The organism is Faecalibacterium sp. PGM34, assembly GCF_054456555.1.
Genome location: NZ_CM136898.1, coordinates 742,713 through 757,144, shown reverse-complemented (window position 1 = coordinate 757,144; position 14,432 = coordinate 742,713). Strand labels below are relative to the sequence as shown.

Here is a 14,432-nt window from a genome sequence, read left to right as displayed (position 1 = left end):
TTCCCCCGGCGGGTGAAGGCTTCAGCGGTGGCGGGAACGTCTCCGGTTTCGCCAGAGGCTCCCTCCCAGAGGGAGCTGGCGCGGCGCAAGCCGCGACTGAGGGAGTTTTCCCCCCTGAAAAATTATGCAAAAAATAGTGCATTCCGGCGCGTTTTGTGATATCTTATAAAGGCGTATGAGCACAAATCACACAACTGCGTCCAAAGGACGCATAAGGAGGAACTGTATATGAAGCTGGAAACCGGGATCTGCGGCGAGCAGAGCGTGCGCGTGAGCGCAGAGAACACCGCAAAGACCATGGGCAGCGGCACGCTGGACGTGTTTGCTACCCCTGCACTGGTGGCACTGGCCGAAAAGACCTGCTGGCAGAGCGTTGCCCCTGCGCTGGAAGCGGGCAGCGGCACAGTGGGCACCAAACTGGAGCTGGAGCACACCGCACCCACCCCTGTGGGCATGACCGTGACCTGCCACAGTGAGCTGGTGGCCGTAGAGGGCCGCAAGCTGACCTTTAAGGTGACGCTTGCGGACGAGAAGGGTCCTGTGGGCGGCGGCACCCACGAGCGCTTTATCATCTTTGAGGAAAAGTTTGCCGCTAAGGCAGAAGCCAAAAAGGGCTAAGAGTCGCTTTTGTCTGTTTCGTCCAGCCGCAGCGGCGGCAAGTCTGCAGCCAGCAGCTGCTGCTCGGCGCGGGCCTGCGCATCCTGCAAAAGCTGCACGGCCTGCACACTGGCGCGGAACAGCTCAAAGTACATGGCCTTGTAATCCGGCACGGTGCACACCCCCCTTGCGTTTCTGTGGGTAGTCTGCCCCGCAGCCTGCGCCCCGATACGCCGGAGCTTTTTCGCAGACAATGATTGACACCTGATATGAGGAGCTTATGAAAAACAAAAACTTATCCTGGGCGGGGGCGCTGTTCGTCTTTGCCCTGCTGCTGTGGTGCACGGCGGTGACCCCCGGCAAGGTCGCCGACCCCGCCACCTACACCTGTGCGGTGTACAGCACCTTCTTTTCCCTGCTGCCGCCGGTCATTGCCATCGTGCTGGCGCTGAACACCAAGGAGGTGTACACCTCGCTGCTGGTGGGCATTGCCTCCGGTGCGCTGCTGTACGCCAACGGCAACCTTGAACTGGCACTGAACACCCTGTTCTTCAACGAGGACGGCGGCATGATCACCAAGCTGTCGGACTCCGGCAACGTGGGCATTCTGGCCTTTCTGGTCATGCTGGGCATTCTGGTGGCGCTGATGAACAAGGCGGGCGGCTCGGCGGCCTTTGGCCGCTGGGCATCCACCCACATCCACAGCCGCGCGGGCGCACAGTTTGCCACCCTGCTGCTGGGCGTGATGATCTTTGTGGACGACTACTTCAACTGCCTGACCGTGGGCTCTGTGATGCGCCCGGTGACCGACCGGCAGAAGGTGTCCCGCGCAAAGCTGGCCTACCTGATCGATTCCACCGCCGCGCCCATCTGCATCATTGCGCCGGTGTCCAGCTGGGCGGCTGCCGTCACCTCCAGCGTCCCGGCGGGCTCCGGCATCAACGGCTTCACCATGTTCCTGCGCACCATTCCTTATAACTATTACGCCGTCATGACCGTGGTGATGAGCCTGTTCCTCATCTTTACCGGGGCGGAGTTCGGCCCCATGAAGCTGAACGAGGACAACGCCAAGAACGGCGACCTGTTCACCACCGCCGACCGTCCCTACGGCGACGACGTGGACGACGGCAATGATACCAACGGCCATGTCATCGACCTGATTGCGCCGGTGCTGGTGCTGATTGCGGCCTGCATCTTCGGCATGGTGTACACCGGCGGCTTCTTTGAGGGCGTGGACTTCATTACCGCCTTTGCGGACTGCAACGCCTCGGCGGGTCTGGTGCTGGGCAGCAGCATCGCCCTGCTGTTCACCTTCGTATTTTACCGGGTGCGCGGCATGATGACCTTTCAGGACTTTGCCGCCTGCATCCCCGAGGGCTTCAAGGCCATGGTCAGTCCCATGCTGATTTTGTCCCTTGCATGGACGCTGTCCGGCATGACCGGCCTGCTGGGCGCAAAGTATTATGTGGCAAACCTGCTGGGCAGCTCTGCGGCGGCGCTGCAGTATCTGCTGCCGTTCATCATCTTCCTTGTGGCAGTGTTCCTTGCCTTTGCCACCGGCACTTCCTGGGGCACCTTCTCCATCCTGATCCCCATCGTCTGTCAGGCCTTCCCGGACGGCGAGATGCTGGTGGTGTCCATTGCCGCCTGCCTGTCCGGCGCGGTGTGCGGCGACCACTGCTCCCCCATCTCGGATACCACCATCATGGCTTCGGCGGGCGCACATTGCAGCCATGTGAACCACGTTTCCACCCAGCTGCCCTACGCCATTACGGCGGCGGCCTGCTCGGCGGTGTGCTACATCATCACCGGCCTTGCACAGGCAGTGCTGGGCAGCCGCGCAAGCCTTGTCACCTCGCTGGTGCTGCTGGTGGTAGCCATCGTGCTGGAACTGGCGGTGCTCAGCGTCATCCGCGCCCGCACCCGGGCGAAAACTTCCGGGGATGCTGCGTAAAAATTCCGCTATGCAGCGGGGCATTTTCGTGGTATACTGAACGTATAGTAAAAAAGTTGAACCATTGGAGGCGCATGACCCATGCTGGAAAAAGCTTTTCAGGACGTCTACACCAAATTCAAGCTGCATTTTTACCAGAACGTATTCCAGCGTTTTGCCACCCGTGAGGCTACCCTGACCACGGTGGAGTCCTTCTGCATGGAGGGCATCATGGCGATGGGCGAGCCCACCATTGCGGAGTTTTCCCGCATGATGCAGATCTCCACCCCCAATGCGGCGTATAAGATCGGCAGTCTGGTGAAAAAGGGCTATGTGGAAAAGATCCAGTCCACCACCGACCGGCGGGAGTATCACCTGCGCCCCACCCAGAAGTATATCGACTACTACAACATCAGCTACTCTTACCTGCACACCGTAGTGGAGCGTGCCCGCCAGCGCTTTACCCCCGAGGAATGCGCCAAGCTGGAGCAGATGCTTACCATCGTGAGCACCGAGCTGATGCCGGAACTGGACCTGCTGAAAAAAGGCGAGGAATAAAAACGATAAAACGGCTGCTGCACAAAAAGTGCAGCAGCCGTTTTGCGTATCTCGTCACAGCACCATAAACAGCGTACCGGCGGTAATGAGGGCGCAGCCGATGAGGCTTTTGGCGGTAAAGGGCTCGTGCAGCACCAAAAAGGCCAGCGCAAGGGTGATGACCACGCTCAGCTTATCAATGGGCACTACCTTGGACGCTGCACCGATCTGCAAGGCGTGGTAGTAGCACAGCCAGCTTGCGCCGGTGGCAAGGCCGGACAGCACCAGAAACAGCCAGCTGCGGCGGGAGATGTCCGCAATGCCGGTCTGGGTGCCGGTGAGGAACACCATGCCCCAGCTCATCAGCAGCACCACCGCTGTGCGGATGGCGGTGGCAAGGGTGGAGTTGACCCCCTCGATGCCGATCTTCGCCAGAATCGAGGTAAGGGCGGCGAACACCGCAGACCCCAGCGCGTAAACGAACCACATGGCAAACGCCTCCTTTTTGCCCCAGTATACACCTTTATATGGCAGAATGCAAGGCTGCCGGAGGGAGGAAGAACCCTCTCAGGCGCTCCCGCGCCAGCTCTCCCGAAGGGAGAGCCAAGCCGTAAAGCTCATTGCTAAAGTATTAAGTGCCATGAGAAAGCTCCCGGCAGTGGACTTGGCTCTCCCTTTGGGAGAGCTGTCAAAGCCGCAAGGCTTTGACTGAGAGGGCGTACACCGTTACGCCTGTGCCAACGTATCAGGTGCAATAAGAAAGTGCCCGCCGCCGCGTAAACCTCCCCCCTTCGGGGGAGGTGGCATCGCGCAGCGATGACGGAGAGGGTTCATCCCCGCTCTGTTTTTTCCTTCCATCATCTGTGCGTATGGTGGGGTGAAAAAATTTCGTCTTTCTGTACAAACGCACTGAAAAATTGTAGGATAAGAATAGAAAAGACGTCGCTTTCATGCTTTACAACTTTACCTAGATAAAGTAAAATAAGAACAGAAGCCTTTCATTCTATGGTGCGGAGGATGCCGCGCCGGATGTTTTTGTGTATAGAGACGCCGGAATTGTGCCGGTGCAGGGAAAGAAACAAGGGAAAGGAAACGAGGGAGCGAAATGGAGTTCAGTCTGGAGCATTTGCAGCCAAAGGAGCGCGCCTCCTTTGCGCTGCGCAGCCTGTACGAGACGGCAGGCTGCCGCAAGTACCACATGGGGCGGTTCGAGGAGTACAGCCTGTATCAGGAGAACCGCAGCTTTCTGTCGTCGGAGCAGGTCATCACCTTTACCGACTTGGATGGCCGTCTGCTGGCGCTCAAGCCGGATGTGACCCTGTCCATCGCCAAGACGGCGCAGCCCGCGCCGGGCGAGACGCTGCGGTACTACTACCACGAGAACGTCTACCGTCCCTCCGCCGAAAGCCACACCTTTAAAGAGATCTCCCAGATGGGTCTGGAGCTGCTGGGCGCTGTGGGCGAGGCCGAGGTGCAGCAGGCGGTATGTCTGGCGGCGCAGTCGCTGGCGGCGCTGGGCGCAGAGTGGGTGCTGGAGGTCAGCCACATGGGCTACCTGTTCGGCCTGTTCGATGCGCTGGGCGTACCGGAAGCCGCCCGGGCGCAGCTGCTGGAAAAGCTGCGGCAGAAAAACGCCCACGAACTGCGCGCCGCCGCGCTGGCTGCGGGGCTTTCCGAAACGGCGGCAGACGCCTTGTGCGGGGTGCTGGAGCTTTCCGGCGGCTACGCCGCTACCCTTTCCAAGGCGGCAGCGCTCTGCCGCAACCCCGCCATGACCGCCGCTGTGGCAGAACTGACCGCCTTAGCCCCCACGCTGGGACAGGCGGGCGGCAGCATCCGGCTGGACTTGACCTTGGCCGGTGAGATGGAATACTACAACGGCCTTGTGTTTCAGGGCTATCTCAAGGCTTTGCCCCGCCCGCTGCTGAAGGGCGGACGGTACGACCTGCTGCTGCAAAAGTTCACCCCCGGGGCGGGTGCTATCGGCTTTGCGGTGTATCTGGACGAGCTGGACCGGCTGAACGCGATGCCGCCGGTGCAGCATCAGGACACCGGCAAGGTGATGCTGAACGTGGCGCTGCCCAAGGGGCGGCTGGGCGACAAGGTGTACAACTTACTGGCGGGCATCGGCTACGGCTGCCCGGAGGACTACAACGCCACCCGCAAGCTGGTGGTGGAGAACCCGGCGGCGGGCATCCGGTATTTTCTGGTCAAGCCCAGCGATGTGGCCATCTATGTGGAGCACGGCGCGGCCGATGTGGGCATCGTGGGCAAGGATATCCTGACCGAGGCCGCCGCCGATGTGTACGAGCTGCTGGATACCGGCCTTGGCCGCTGCCGGATGTGCGTAGCCGCCCCGGCGGGCTACCGGGACGACCCCAGCCGCCCGGTGCGGGTGGCCACCAAGTTCGTCAACATTGCAAAGCGCTACTACGCCTCCATGGGGCGGGATATCGATATCATCAAGCTGAACGGCTCCATTGAGCTGGCACCCATCCTTGGGCTTTCGGATGTCATTGTGGACATCGTGGAGACCGGCACCACCCTGCGGGAGAACGGCTTACAGGTGGTCACCGAGTTCATGCCCATCTCGGCGCGGTTCATCGCCAACAAGGCCAGCTACCAGTTCAAGCACCGGCAGATGGACACCATGCTGGAAAAGCTGCGCGACACCTTGCACAAGCAGGAGGAAGAAAAATGATCAAGCTGTATAATTTTGACGAGCTGAAGCCGGAAGAGATCCTGAACCGGGACATCCGCGCCGAAAAGAACGTAGAGGACGTGGTGGACGCCATCATTGCGGACGTGCGCGCCCGGGGCGACGACGCCCTGAAGGACTATGCCCTGAAATTTGACGGCGCAGCAATCGAAAATTTACAGGTGACGCAGGCCGAGATCGACGAAGCCTTTGCGGGCATGGACCCGTATTTCCTCGAGACGCTGCGGCAGGCGGCGGAGAACATCGAGCAGTTTCACCGCCAGCAGGTGCACAAGAATTTTGTGATGAACGACCGTCCCGGCATTGTACTGGGGCAGAAATATACCCCCATTGAAAAAGCGGGCGTCTATGTGCCCGGCGGCACGGCGGCGTACCCCTCCACCGTGCTCATGGACGTCATCCCCGCCAAGGTGGCAGGGGTGTCCGAGATCGTCATGACCACCCCCGCCGGGAAGGACGGCAAGGTGAACCCGGTCATTCTGGCCGCTGCCGCCACCGCCGGGGTGACTAAAATTTTCAAGACCGGCGGCGCACAGGCTGTGGCGGCGCTGGCCTACGGTACCCAGAGCATCCCGGCGGTGGATAAGATCGTGGGCCCCGGCAACATCTACGTTGCCACCGCTAAGCGCAAGGTGTTCGGCAAGGTGGGCATTGATATGATCGCAGGCCCCAGCGAAATTCTGGTGCTGGCAGACGGCAGCTGCAATCCCGCGTGGGTGGCGGCAGACCTGTTGAGTCAGGCCGAGCACGACAGGCTGGCAAGCCCGGTGCTTGTCACCGACAGCGCAGACCTTGCCAAGGCGGTACAGGCGGAGCTGGAGGTACAGATCCCGCAGCTGCCCCGCGCCGCCATTGCCCGCGCCAGCGTGGACGACAACGGCAAGATCATCCTCTGCACCGACCTACACAAGGCCATCGAGGCCTGCAACATCATCGCGCCGGAGCACTTGGAGGTCTGCGTGGAGGACCCCTTCGGCGTGCTGAACGAGATCCGCAACGCGGGCAGCATCTTCCTTGGCCGCAACGTGCCGGAGGCGCTGGGCGATTATTTTGCCGGCCCCAACCACACCCTGCCCACCAGCGGCACCGCACGCTTTTCCAGCCCGCTGGGCGTGGACGATTTCGTCAAGAAGTCCAGCTTCATCTACTACACCCGGGACGCGCTGGAAGCCGTTGCGCCCCGCATTGCAGACTTTGCCGAGCGCGAGGGTCTGCACGCCCACGCCCGCAGCGTGACCATCCGGTATGAGAAGTAAGAGGAAACCATTATGAGCCGTTTTCTTTCCCCTGCCCTGTCCGCTGTCACCCCCTACACACCCGGGGAGCAGCCGCAGGATCAGCAGTACATCAAACTGAACACCAACGAAAGCCCCTATCTGCCGTCGCCCCGGGTGGTGGCAGCCGTGAGCGAAACCGAGGTGGAAAAGCTGCGCCTTTACTCCGACCCCGCCTGTGCCCAGCTGCTGCGCACGGCGGCGGCGCATTTCGGCTTGCAGCCGTCACAGGTCATGCCCGGCAACGGCAGCGACGAGAACCTGTTCTTTGCGCTGCGGGCTTTCTGTGACGAGAGCCACCCGCTGGCTTTTGCGGATATCACCTACGGCTGCTACGGCGTGTGGTGCGGCCTGTTGCACATCCCCACCCATATCATTCCGTTAAAAGAGGACTTCACCCTTGACCCCGCCGATTACCACGGCCTGCACGAGACCATCGTCATCGCAAACCCCAACGCTCCCACCGGGCTGTGCCTGCCCCGGGAGGCCATCGAGGGCATTTTGCAATCGAACCCGGACAGCGTGGTCATTGTGGACGAGGCCTATGTGGACTTTGGCGGCGAGAGCTGCGTGCCCCTCATCGACCAATACGACAACCTGCTGGTGGTGCAGACCTTCTCCAAATCCCGGCAGCTGGCGGGTGCGCGGCTGGGGCTTGCCATGGGCAACGCGGCGCTGATCGCTGACCTGAACCGGGTCAAGTTCAGCCTGAACCCCTACAACATCAACCGCCTGACCCTGAAAGCCGGGCAGGCTGCGCTGGAGGATACCGCCTACTTTGAAAAGACCCGCGCCGCCATTATGGACACCCGCACATGGACGATGCAGCAGCTGACTGACCGGGGCTTTACCGTACTGGACAGCCGCGCAAACTTTGTGTTTGCAAGCACAGAACGGATAAACGGTGGAGAGCTATACAAAGAGTTAAAGAAAAACGGCATTCTGGTGCGGCATTTTGATGCGCCGCGCATTGAAAACTGGCTGCGCATCACCATCGGCACGCCGGAGCAGATGCAGGCGCTGATGGACGCCGTGGACAAAATACTGGAGGTGTGACAATGGCAGAGCGCATGGTAACGCTGGAACGCAACACCAACGAGACCCAGATCGAGCTGACCCTTGATCTGGACGGCACTGGCCGCTACGAGATCGACACCGGATGCGGCTTTCTGAACCACATGCTGGAGCTGTTTGCCCGGCACGGACGGTTTGATCTGGTGCTCACCTGCCACGGTGATGTGCAGGTGGACTACCACCACACCACCGAGGACGTGGGCATTGCGCTGGGACAGGCCTTTGCCCGGGCGCTGGGCGAGATGCGCGGCATCTGCCGCTACGGCAGCTTCCATCTGCCCATGGACGAAGCGCTGGTGCTGTGCGCGGTGGATCTTTCCGGCCGGTGCACCCTGAACTGGGACATCCGCTGCCAGACCGAAAAGGTGGGCGATTTTGACGTGGAGTGCGCCAAGGAGTTCTGGTACGGCTTTGCCCGCAGCGTGCCCGCCACCGTCCACTTTGTGCAGTTTGCGGGCGAGAACACTCACCACATTCTGGAAGCCTGCTTCAAGGGCGCAGGGCACGCGCTGGCCGAGGCCGTGCGCATCGACGCGGCACACCGGGACGAGATTCCCTCCACGAAAGGACTGCTGGTATGATCGCCATTCTTGATTACGGGGTGGGCAACCTGTTCAGCCTGCGTTCCAGCTTACAGCAGCTGGGGCTGCAGGCGGTGGTCACTGCCGACGCCGATGTCATCCGCGCCGCCGACCGGCTCATCCTGCCGGGGGTGGGCGCATTCGGGGATGCCATGGCAAAGCTTACTGCCACCGGCCTTGTGCCGGTGCTGAAGGAGCAGGCGGAAGAAAAGCCGTTGCTCGGCATCTGCCTTGGGATGCAGCTGCTGTTTGAAAAAAGCTACGAGTACGGCGCGCACGCCGGGCTGGGCTTTATCAAAGGCGAGGTCTGCCCGCTGGCGCCCGACCTCGCGGACAAAAGTCTGAAAGTACCGCAGATGGGCTGGAACGCCTTGCACATCGTAAAGGATGATGCGCTGTTCCGCTACATCCGCGAGGGCGAGTATGTGTACTACGTCCACAGCTACTACGGCAAAAACTGCGCCGAAAGCACCCTTGCCGTCAGCGATTATTCCATCCCGGTCACCGGCGCGGTGCGGGCGGGGCGGGTGTACGGCACCCAGTTCCACCCGGAAAAAAGCGGCGACACCGGGCTGCGGATCCTCAAGGCGTTCAGCGAATTGTGAGAGGGTACGCCCTCTCAGGCGCTCCCGCGCCAGATTCCCCCAAAGGGGGGGGAGCTTTCAGGACACTGCCGGAAACTTTTTCATTGCACTCGACACTATAACACTGAGGGTAACGGCGTGCGCCCTCTCAGTCAAACCCTGCGGGTTTGCCAGCTCTCCCAAAGGGAGAGCCAAGAGCACTCCCGATAGCTTTCTCATAGCGCTTAATACTTTAGTGCTGAGGCTAACGGCTTGGCTCTCCCTTCGGGAGAGCTGGCGCGGGAGCGCCTGAGAGGGTTCGTTTCTATGAGAGGGTTCGTTTCTAAAGGAGAAACAACTATGCAGCTATTTCCAGCCATTGACCTGCGCGGCGGGCAGGTGGTGCGCCTGACACAGGGCGACTACGACCGCATGACCGTTTACGGGCAGGACCCCTGCGCACAGGCACGCAGCTTTGTGGCCGCCGGGGCAAAAAATCTTCATGTAGTGGACTTGGACGGTGCCAAGGACGGCACTCTTTCCAACTACGACACCATTGCCGCGCTGGCAAAGCAGGGCGGCTTGTACATCGAGGTAGGCGGCGGCATCCGCACCGAGGAGCGCATTGAAAAATACCTCTCCCTCGGGGTGGGGCGCTGCATTCTGGGCAGCGTGGCGGTGACGGATTTTGCCTTTACCGCCCGGATGCTGCAAAAATACGGCGACAAAATTGCCGTGGGCGTGGACGCCAAGGACGGCTATGTGGCCATCCACGGCTGGAAGGAGGTCAGCACCGAGCCGGGCGTGGCCTTCTGCAAGCGGCTGGCAGAAGCCGGCTGCACCGCCATCATCTACACCGACATTGCCTGTGACGGCGCGATGCAGGGCACAAACCTGAGCCTTTACCGGCAATTAGCAGCAGAAGTGCCCGGGGTGGCCTTTACCGCCAGCGGCGGCATCTCCTCCGAGGCGGAGCTGCTGGAATTGCAGCAGATGGGCACGGCAGCGGCCATTCTGGGCAAAAGCCTGTACACCGGCGCGCTGGACCTTGCCCGCTGCGTGCAGCTGGTGCAGGACTGAGAAAGAGGGAGCTTTATGATAACCAAACGCATCATCCCCTGTCTGGACGTGCGCGACGGCCGGGTGGTCAAGGGCACGAACTTTGAGGGCATCCGGGACGTGGCCGACCCGGTGGAGATGGCACGGCTGTACAACGCCGCCGGGGCGGACGAACTGGTGTTTTACGATATCACCGCCAGCTTTGAGGGACGCGCCCTCTTTACCGACATCCTGACCCGGGTGGCGGGAGAAATTTTTATCCCCCTGACCGTGGGCGGCGGCATCAACACACTGGAAGATTTTGATCGGGTGCTGAAATGCGGCGCGGATAAGGTAAGCGTCAACTCCGGCGCGCTGAAGGACCCCGGGCTGATCCCCGCCGCCGCGCAGCGCTACGGCGACCAGTGCGTGGTGCTTTCCGCAGACGTGAAGCGGGTAAACGGACAGTTCCGGGTGTTCGCCAAGGGCGGGCGCGAGGATACCGGCCGGGATGCGCTGGACTGGATCCGCTGGTGCGCCGCCTACGGCGCGGGCGAAATATGCCTGAACAGCATCGACACCGACGGCGTGCGCAACGGCTTCGACCTTGAAATGCTGGACGCAGTGGCTGCCCGGGTGAACATTCCCATCATTGCCAGCGGCGGCGCGGGCAAAAAAGAGGATTTTCTGGAGCTGTTCCACCACAAGGGTATCGACGCCGGGCTGGCGGCGGGCATCTTCCACCAAAAGCTGCTGGGCATCCGGAAGCTAAAGGAATACCTGAACGCCAACGGCGTGGAGATGCGGCTGTAAAAACGCATAAAGCCCTTGCATTTTTATCTTGAATACGATAAAATACACAATATCCCCATCCGGGGAGGGAGAACCGTTATGGAGCTGAAATTTGATGAAAAAGGCCTGATCCCCGCCATCGTGCAGGATCACTACACAAAGCAGGTGCTCACCCTTGCCTACATGAACGCCGAAACGCTGGCGCTGACCATTGCCGAGGGGCGCACCGTGTTCTGGAGCCGCAGCCGTCAGGAGATCTGGCGCAAGGGCGAGACCAGCGGCAACGTGCAGCGGGTGGTGTCCATTACCGCCGACTGCGACGCCGATGCACTGGTGGTAGAGGTCGTAAAGGACGGCCCCGCCTGTCACACCGGGGCGGAAAGCTGCTTTTTCAATGAAGTATACGTCTCCCCGGAGCTGAAGCAGTTCAGCTGGCAGGGGCTGTATAACCTCATCAAGGGCCGCAAGGATACCCCCACCGCGGGCAGCTACACCACCTACCTGTTTGAAAAGGGCAAGGAGAAGATCCTGAAAAAGGTGGGCGAGGAGTGCACCGAGGTCATCATTGCGGGCGAAAAAGAGGACAAGGCCGAGACGGTCTACGAGATCAGCGACCTTGCCTATCATGTGCTGGTGCTGATGGTCAGCGCGGGCATCACCGTAGAGGATGTGACCCGGGAGCTGGAAAAGCGCCACGTCATCGACCACAAGGTCAAGCAGGAAAGGATGCAGTGAGAAGCCTATGGCAGATTACAGAAAATCCAGCGTACATTGCCACTCTACCCTGTGTGACGGCAAGAACACCCTGCAGCAGATGGCGGGTGCCGCCTGTGCGCAAGGGCTGACCACCCTTGGCTTCAGCGGCCACAGTTACACAAAGCCTGACCGCGAATACTGCATGACCCCCGGCCGCACCGCGCAGTACCGCGCCACCATTGCCAAGCTGAAAAACGAGTACCGGGGCAAGGTGGATATCCTGTGCGGCATCGAGTGGGACCTGCTGAGCGAGGGCACGCCCAAAGGCTTTGATTACTGGATCGGCAGCGCACACCACCTGTACGGCAAAAACACCGGCAAATACTACGAGATCGATTTCCGCCCCGAGGATCTGCGGGACTGCATCAACAACGATTTTGATGGCGACCCGCTGGCAGCGGTGGAAGCCTATTTTGCCGAGGTGGAGAAGATCGCCGCCAAAAAGCCGGACATTCTGGGGCACATCGACCTGATCAAAAAGCTGAACGCGGACGGCAGCTTCTTTGACGAGGAGTCTCCCCGCTACAAGGCCGCAGCGCTCAAGGCGCTGCAAGCCGCCCGGGAGAACGACTGCATTCTGGAAGTGAACACCGGCGGCGTATACCGGGGCTACCGCAAGGACTTCTACCCCGGCGCATGGCTGCTGGGCGAGTGGAACAAGCTGGGCGGCAGGGTGATCATCACCGCCGACGCCCACGACACCGCCGCGCTGACCTTCGGCTTTGACGAAGCCGCCGCCGCCATCAAGGCCGCAGGCTTTACCGCCGTGACTGTGCTGACCGTCAACGGGTTTGAGCAGCAGGAGTTATAAAAAAGCAGTTGCGAAACACCTACGGTGTTTCGCAACTGCACAAATAAAATTTTATAAATCGTTTAACCGCAAAAGAGGCCACTGCACACAAAAAATGTGCAACGGCCTCCTTTTTGCGCGAAGAAAGGAACCCTATGACCCAGACGCGACCCCTGAAAACAAACCTCTTTAACCGGAATGCAGACCTGCTGCACGGGCCTATTTTCAAGAACCTTTTGCTGTTCATGCTGCCCATTCTGGTTTCCAACCTGTTCCAGCAGCTGTATAATACCATGGATACCATGATCGTGGGCAACGTGCTGGGCGATACCGCACTTGCTGCCATCGGCTCCTGCGGGTCCATCTACGAGCTGCTGGTGGGCTTTGGCATCGGTATCGGCAACGGGCTTTCCATCGTGGCTGCGCGCTCCTACGGGGCACAGGACGAGGATCTGCTCAAAAGGACGGTGGCCGGTTCGCTGGTCATCGGGCTTTGCGCAAGCTTTGTCATTACCACGGCGGGCTTTTTCGGTCTGCGGCCGCTTTTGCAACTGCTGGACACCCCCGCAGAGATTTTAGAGGACGCCTACCGCTACATCATCGTCATCGACTTGGGCGTGCTGGTGATGTTCCTTTATAACCTGTGCGCCGGACTGCTGCGCGCCATCGGCAACAGCGTGATGCCGCTGGTATTTTTGCTTATCAGCTCCGGGCTGAACGTGGCGCTGGATCTGTGGTTCATTGCCGGGCTTGGCATGGGCGTACAGGGCGCGGCGGTGGCTACCGTCATCGCGCAGGGCATCTCGGTGGTGCTGTGCATCCTGTATGTGATGCGCCGCGTGCCGCTGCTGCTGCCCGCCCGCAAGCACTGGGCAGTGGGGCAGCACTTGTACTGGGAGCTGTTCAGCCAGAGCATCTCCATGGGGCTGATGAGCAGCATCGTGTCGGCGGGGTCGGTGGTGCTGCAATACGGCATCAACGGGCTGGGCACGCTGACCATTGCAGGGCACACCGCCGCGCGCAAGCTGTTCTCCTTTACCAGCATGCCGCTGATCTCCATGGCAAACGCCGGCTCTACCTTTGTCTCCCAGAACCGGGGCGCCGCCCAGCCGGAGCGGGTGCGCAAGGGAATGCGCACCATGTACCTGTGCTCGGTGGTCATCATGGCGGCAAATATGGTGCTGATGCAGCTTTTTGCCCGGCAGCTGGTGCAGCTGATCTCCGGTTCCACCGCACCGCTCGTGCTGGAAAACGGCGCACGGTATCTGATGTGGAACGCCCCGTTCTACGCGGTGCTGGGAGTGCTGCTGTGCACCCGGTACGCCTTGCAGAGCCTTGGGCAGAAGGTGCTGCCGCTGTTTTCCAGCGTCATCGAGCTGGTAGGCAAGGTGATCTTTGTGCTGGTGTTCATCCCGCGCTACGCCTACAACGCCGTCATCCTGTGCGAGCCCATCATCTGGTGCTTCATGGCGGCGTATCTTGTGGCGGTGTACCGCCGCGACGCCTTTGTGTATCCGAGGAAAGGGCAATAAAAAGAGCACTTTCGGGCAGCGGGCTCGCCCTCTCAGGCGCTTACGCGCCAGCTCTCCCAAAGGGAGAGCCCTTGGCATGGCGGCATAGTTTGCGGTTTCGCCAGAGCCTCTCCCTTTGAGGAAAGACTTCCCCCGCTCCGGGGGAAGATGTCGCACAGCGACAAAAAGGGGAGTGTGGATTTGCGGAGCAAAGACGGAGAGGGCGAGGACGCTTCCCCAAAAAGCACACCCCCGGACAGCACGCAG

15 protein-coding genes are annotated in these 14,432 nt (G+C 60.7%); 13 read left to right on the top strand and 2 right to left on the bottom strand.

What is annotated here, in order from left to right:
- The first annotated feature begins 228 nt into the window (after positions 1–228).
- Positions 229–618 (top strand): thioesterase family protein, encoded by a 390-nt coding sequence (locus ACXPUX_RS03620; protein WP_005922594.1) that lies wholly within the window; start codon positions 229–231, stop codon positions 616–618.
- On the opposite strand, the gene ACXPUX_RS03615 is transcribed toward ACXPUX_RS03620, so the two are convergent.
- The gene (locus ACXPUX_RS03615; RefSeq protein WP_458830102.1) at positions 615–770 is read right to left on the bottom strand and encodes a hypothetical protein; all 156 of its coding nucleotides are present in this window, start codon (positions 768–770) and stop codon (positions 615–617) included. The two genes, ACXPUX_RS03620 and ACXPUX_RS03615, sit on opposite strands and share 4 nt — an antisense overlap.
- Before the next feature lie 107 nt (positions 771–877).
- Between ACXPUX_RS03615 and ACXPUX_RS03610 the strand changes: the two genes are divergently transcribed.
- Together ACXPUX_RS03610 and ACXPUX_RS03605 are read left to right on the top strand one after the other, a co-directional pair.
- Positions 878–2,551 carry a Na+/H+ antiporter NhaC family protein gene (locus ACXPUX_RS03610; RefSeq protein WP_458830100.1) on the top strand — a complete coding sequence of 558 codons (1,674 nt, stop codon included), beginning with the start codon at positions 878–880 and terminating at the stop codon, positions 2,549–2,551.
- Between the two features lie 81 nt (positions 2,552–2,632).
- Complete coding sequence (locus ACXPUX_RS03605) at positions 2,633–3,088, top strand: MarR family winged helix-turn-helix transcriptional regulator (RefSeq protein WP_458830098.1); 456 nt, start codon at positions 2,633–2,635, stop codon at positions 3,086–3,088.
- A 54-nt stretch (positions 3,089–3,142) separates the two neighbouring features.
- Here the strand turns inward: ACXPUX_RS03605 and ACXPUX_RS03600 are convergent, their stop codons facing one another.
- Positions 3,143–3,556, bottom strand: a complete 414-nt coding sequence (locus tag ACXPUX_RS03600) for an EamA family transporter (protein WP_458830096.1) — start codon at positions 3,554–3,556, stop codon at positions 3,143–3,145.
- A 616-nt stretch (positions 3,557–4,172) separates the two neighbouring features.
- Here ACXPUX_RS03600 and hisG point away from each other — a divergent pair.
- The 10 genes from hisG (at position 4,173) to ACXPUX_RS03550 (ending at position 14,186) form a co-directional block, all read left to right on the top strand.
- On the top strand, positions 4,173–5,768 hold the full coding sequence (gene hisG, locus ACXPUX_RS03595; RefSeq protein WP_223452335.1) for an ATP phosphoribosyltransferase: 1,596 nt from the start codon (positions 4,173–4,175) through the stop codon (positions 5,766–5,768).
- Entirely contained in the window at positions 5,765–7,042 is a 1,278-nt protein-coding gene (hisD, locus tag ACXPUX_RS03590; protein WP_129873104.1) for a histidinol dehydrogenase, read from the top strand. The genes hisG and hisD overlap by 4 nt, the downstream gene beginning before the upstream one ends.
- Positions 7,043–7,054: 12 nt before the next feature.
- On the top strand, positions 7,055–8,116 hold the full coding sequence (hisC, locus tag ACXPUX_RS03585) for a histidinol-phosphate transaminase (RefSeq protein ID WP_458830093.1): 1,062 nt from the start codon (positions 7,055–7,057) through the stop codon (positions 8,114–8,116).
- 2 nt (positions 8,117–8,118) lie between these two features.
- Positions 8,119–8,715: an imidazoleglycerol-phosphate dehydratase HisB gene (hisB, locus tag ACXPUX_RS03580; RefSeq protein WP_458830091.1), complete on the top strand. Its 597-nt coding sequence runs from the start codon at positions 8,119–8,121 to the stop codon at positions 8,713–8,715.
- Complete coding sequence (hisH, locus tag ACXPUX_RS03575; RefSeq protein ID WP_458830090.1) at positions 8,712–9,320, top strand: imidazole glycerol phosphate synthase subunit HisH; 609 nt, start codon at positions 8,712–8,714, stop codon at positions 9,318–9,320. Before hisB ends, hisH begins: the two co-directional genes overlap by 4 nt.
- 318 nt (positions 9,321–9,638) lie before the next feature.
- Complete coding sequence (gene hisA / locus ACXPUX_RS03570) at positions 9,639–10,358, top strand: 1-(5-phosphoribosyl)-5-[(5-phosphoribosylamino)methylideneamino]imidazole-4-carboxamide isomerase (protein WP_458830088.1); 720 nt, start codon at positions 9,639–9,641, stop codon at positions 10,356–10,358.
- 15 nt (positions 10,359–10,373) lie between these two features.
- On the top strand, positions 10,374–11,129 hold the full coding sequence (gene hisF, locus ACXPUX_RS03565) for an imidazole glycerol phosphate synthase subunit HisF (RefSeq protein WP_458830086.1): 756 nt from the start codon (positions 10,374–10,376) through the stop codon (positions 11,127–11,129).
- A 78-nt stretch (positions 11,130–11,207) separates the two neighbouring features.
- Positions 11,208–11,843 (top strand): bifunctional phosphoribosyl-AMP cyclohydrolase/phosphoribosyl-ATP diphosphatase HisIE, encoded by a 636-nt coding sequence (hisIE, locus tag ACXPUX_RS03560; RefSeq protein WP_117553951.1) that lies wholly within the window; start codon positions 11,208–11,210, stop codon positions 11,841–11,843.
- 7 nt (positions 11,844–11,850) lie between these two features.
- Positions 11,851–12,675, top strand: a complete 825-nt coding sequence (locus tag ACXPUX_RS03555; protein ID WP_458830084.1) for a histidinol-phosphatase HisJ family protein — start codon at positions 11,851–11,853, stop codon at positions 12,673–12,675.
- Between the two features lie 134 nt (positions 12,676–12,809).
- The gene (locus ACXPUX_RS03550) at positions 12,810–14,186 is read left to right on the top strand and encodes an MATE family efflux transporter (RefSeq protein WP_458830082.1); all 1,377 of its coding nucleotides are present in this window, start codon (positions 12,810–12,812) and stop codon (positions 14,184–14,186) included.
- Positions 14,187–14,432 lie beyond the last annotated feature (246 nt).

Excerpts from the sequence above, each read along its gene's own strand:
- hisIE (WP_117553951.1), top strand. The coding sequence starts at position 11,208 with ATGGAGCTGAAATTTGATGAAAAAGGCCTGATCCCCGCCATCGTGCAG.
- hisA (WP_458830088.1), top strand. The coding sequence starts at position 9,639 with ATGCAGCTATTTCCAGCCATTGACCTGCGCGGCGGGCAGGTGGTGCGC.
- hisG (WP_223452335.1), top strand. The coding sequence starts at position 4,173 with ATGGAGTTCAGTCTGGAGCATTTGCAGCCAAAGGAGCGCGCCTCCTTT.
- ACXPUX_RS03600 (WP_458830096.1), bottom strand. The coding sequence starts at position 3,556 with ATGTGGTTCGTTTACGCGCTGGGGTCTGCGGTGTTCGCCGCCCTTACC.
- ACXPUX_RS03605 (WP_458830098.1), top strand. The coding sequence starts at position 2,633 with ATGCTGGAAAAAGCTTTTCAGGACGTCTACACCAAATTCAAGCTGCAT.
- hisD (WP_129873104.1), top strand. The coding sequence starts at position 5,765 with ATGATCAAGCTGTATAATTTTGACGAGCTGAAGCCGGAAGAGATCCTG.
- ACXPUX_RS03620 (WP_005922594.1), top strand. The coding sequence starts at position 229 with ATGAAGCTGGAAACCGGGATCTGCGGCGAGCAGAGCGTGCGCGTGAGC.
- ACXPUX_RS03610 (WP_458830100.1), top strand. The coding sequence starts at position 878 with ATGAAAAACAAAAACTTATCCTGGGCGGGGGCGCTGTTCGTCTTTGCC.
- hisC (WP_458830093.1), top strand. The coding sequence starts at position 7,055 with ATGAGCCGTTTTCTTTCCCCTGCCCTGTCCGCTGTCACCCCCTACACA.
- ACXPUX_RS03550 (WP_458830082.1), top strand. The coding sequence starts at position 12,810 with ATGACCCAGACGCGACCCCTGAAAACAAACCTCTTTAACCGGAATGCA.
- hisH (WP_458830090.1), top strand. The coding sequence starts at position 8,712 with ATGATCGCCATTCTTGATTACGGGGTGGGCAACCTGTTCAGCCTGCGT.
- ACXPUX_RS03555 (WP_458830084.1), top strand. The coding sequence starts at position 11,851 with ATGGCAGATTACAGAAAATCCAGCGTACATTGCCACTCTACCCTGTGT.
- hisF (WP_458830086.1), top strand. The coding sequence starts at position 10,374 with ATGATAACCAAACGCATCATCCCCTGTCTGGACGTGCGCGACGGCCGG.
- hisB (WP_458830091.1), top strand. The coding sequence starts at position 8,119 with ATGGCAGAGCGCATGGTAACGCTGGAACGCAACACCAACGAGACCCAG.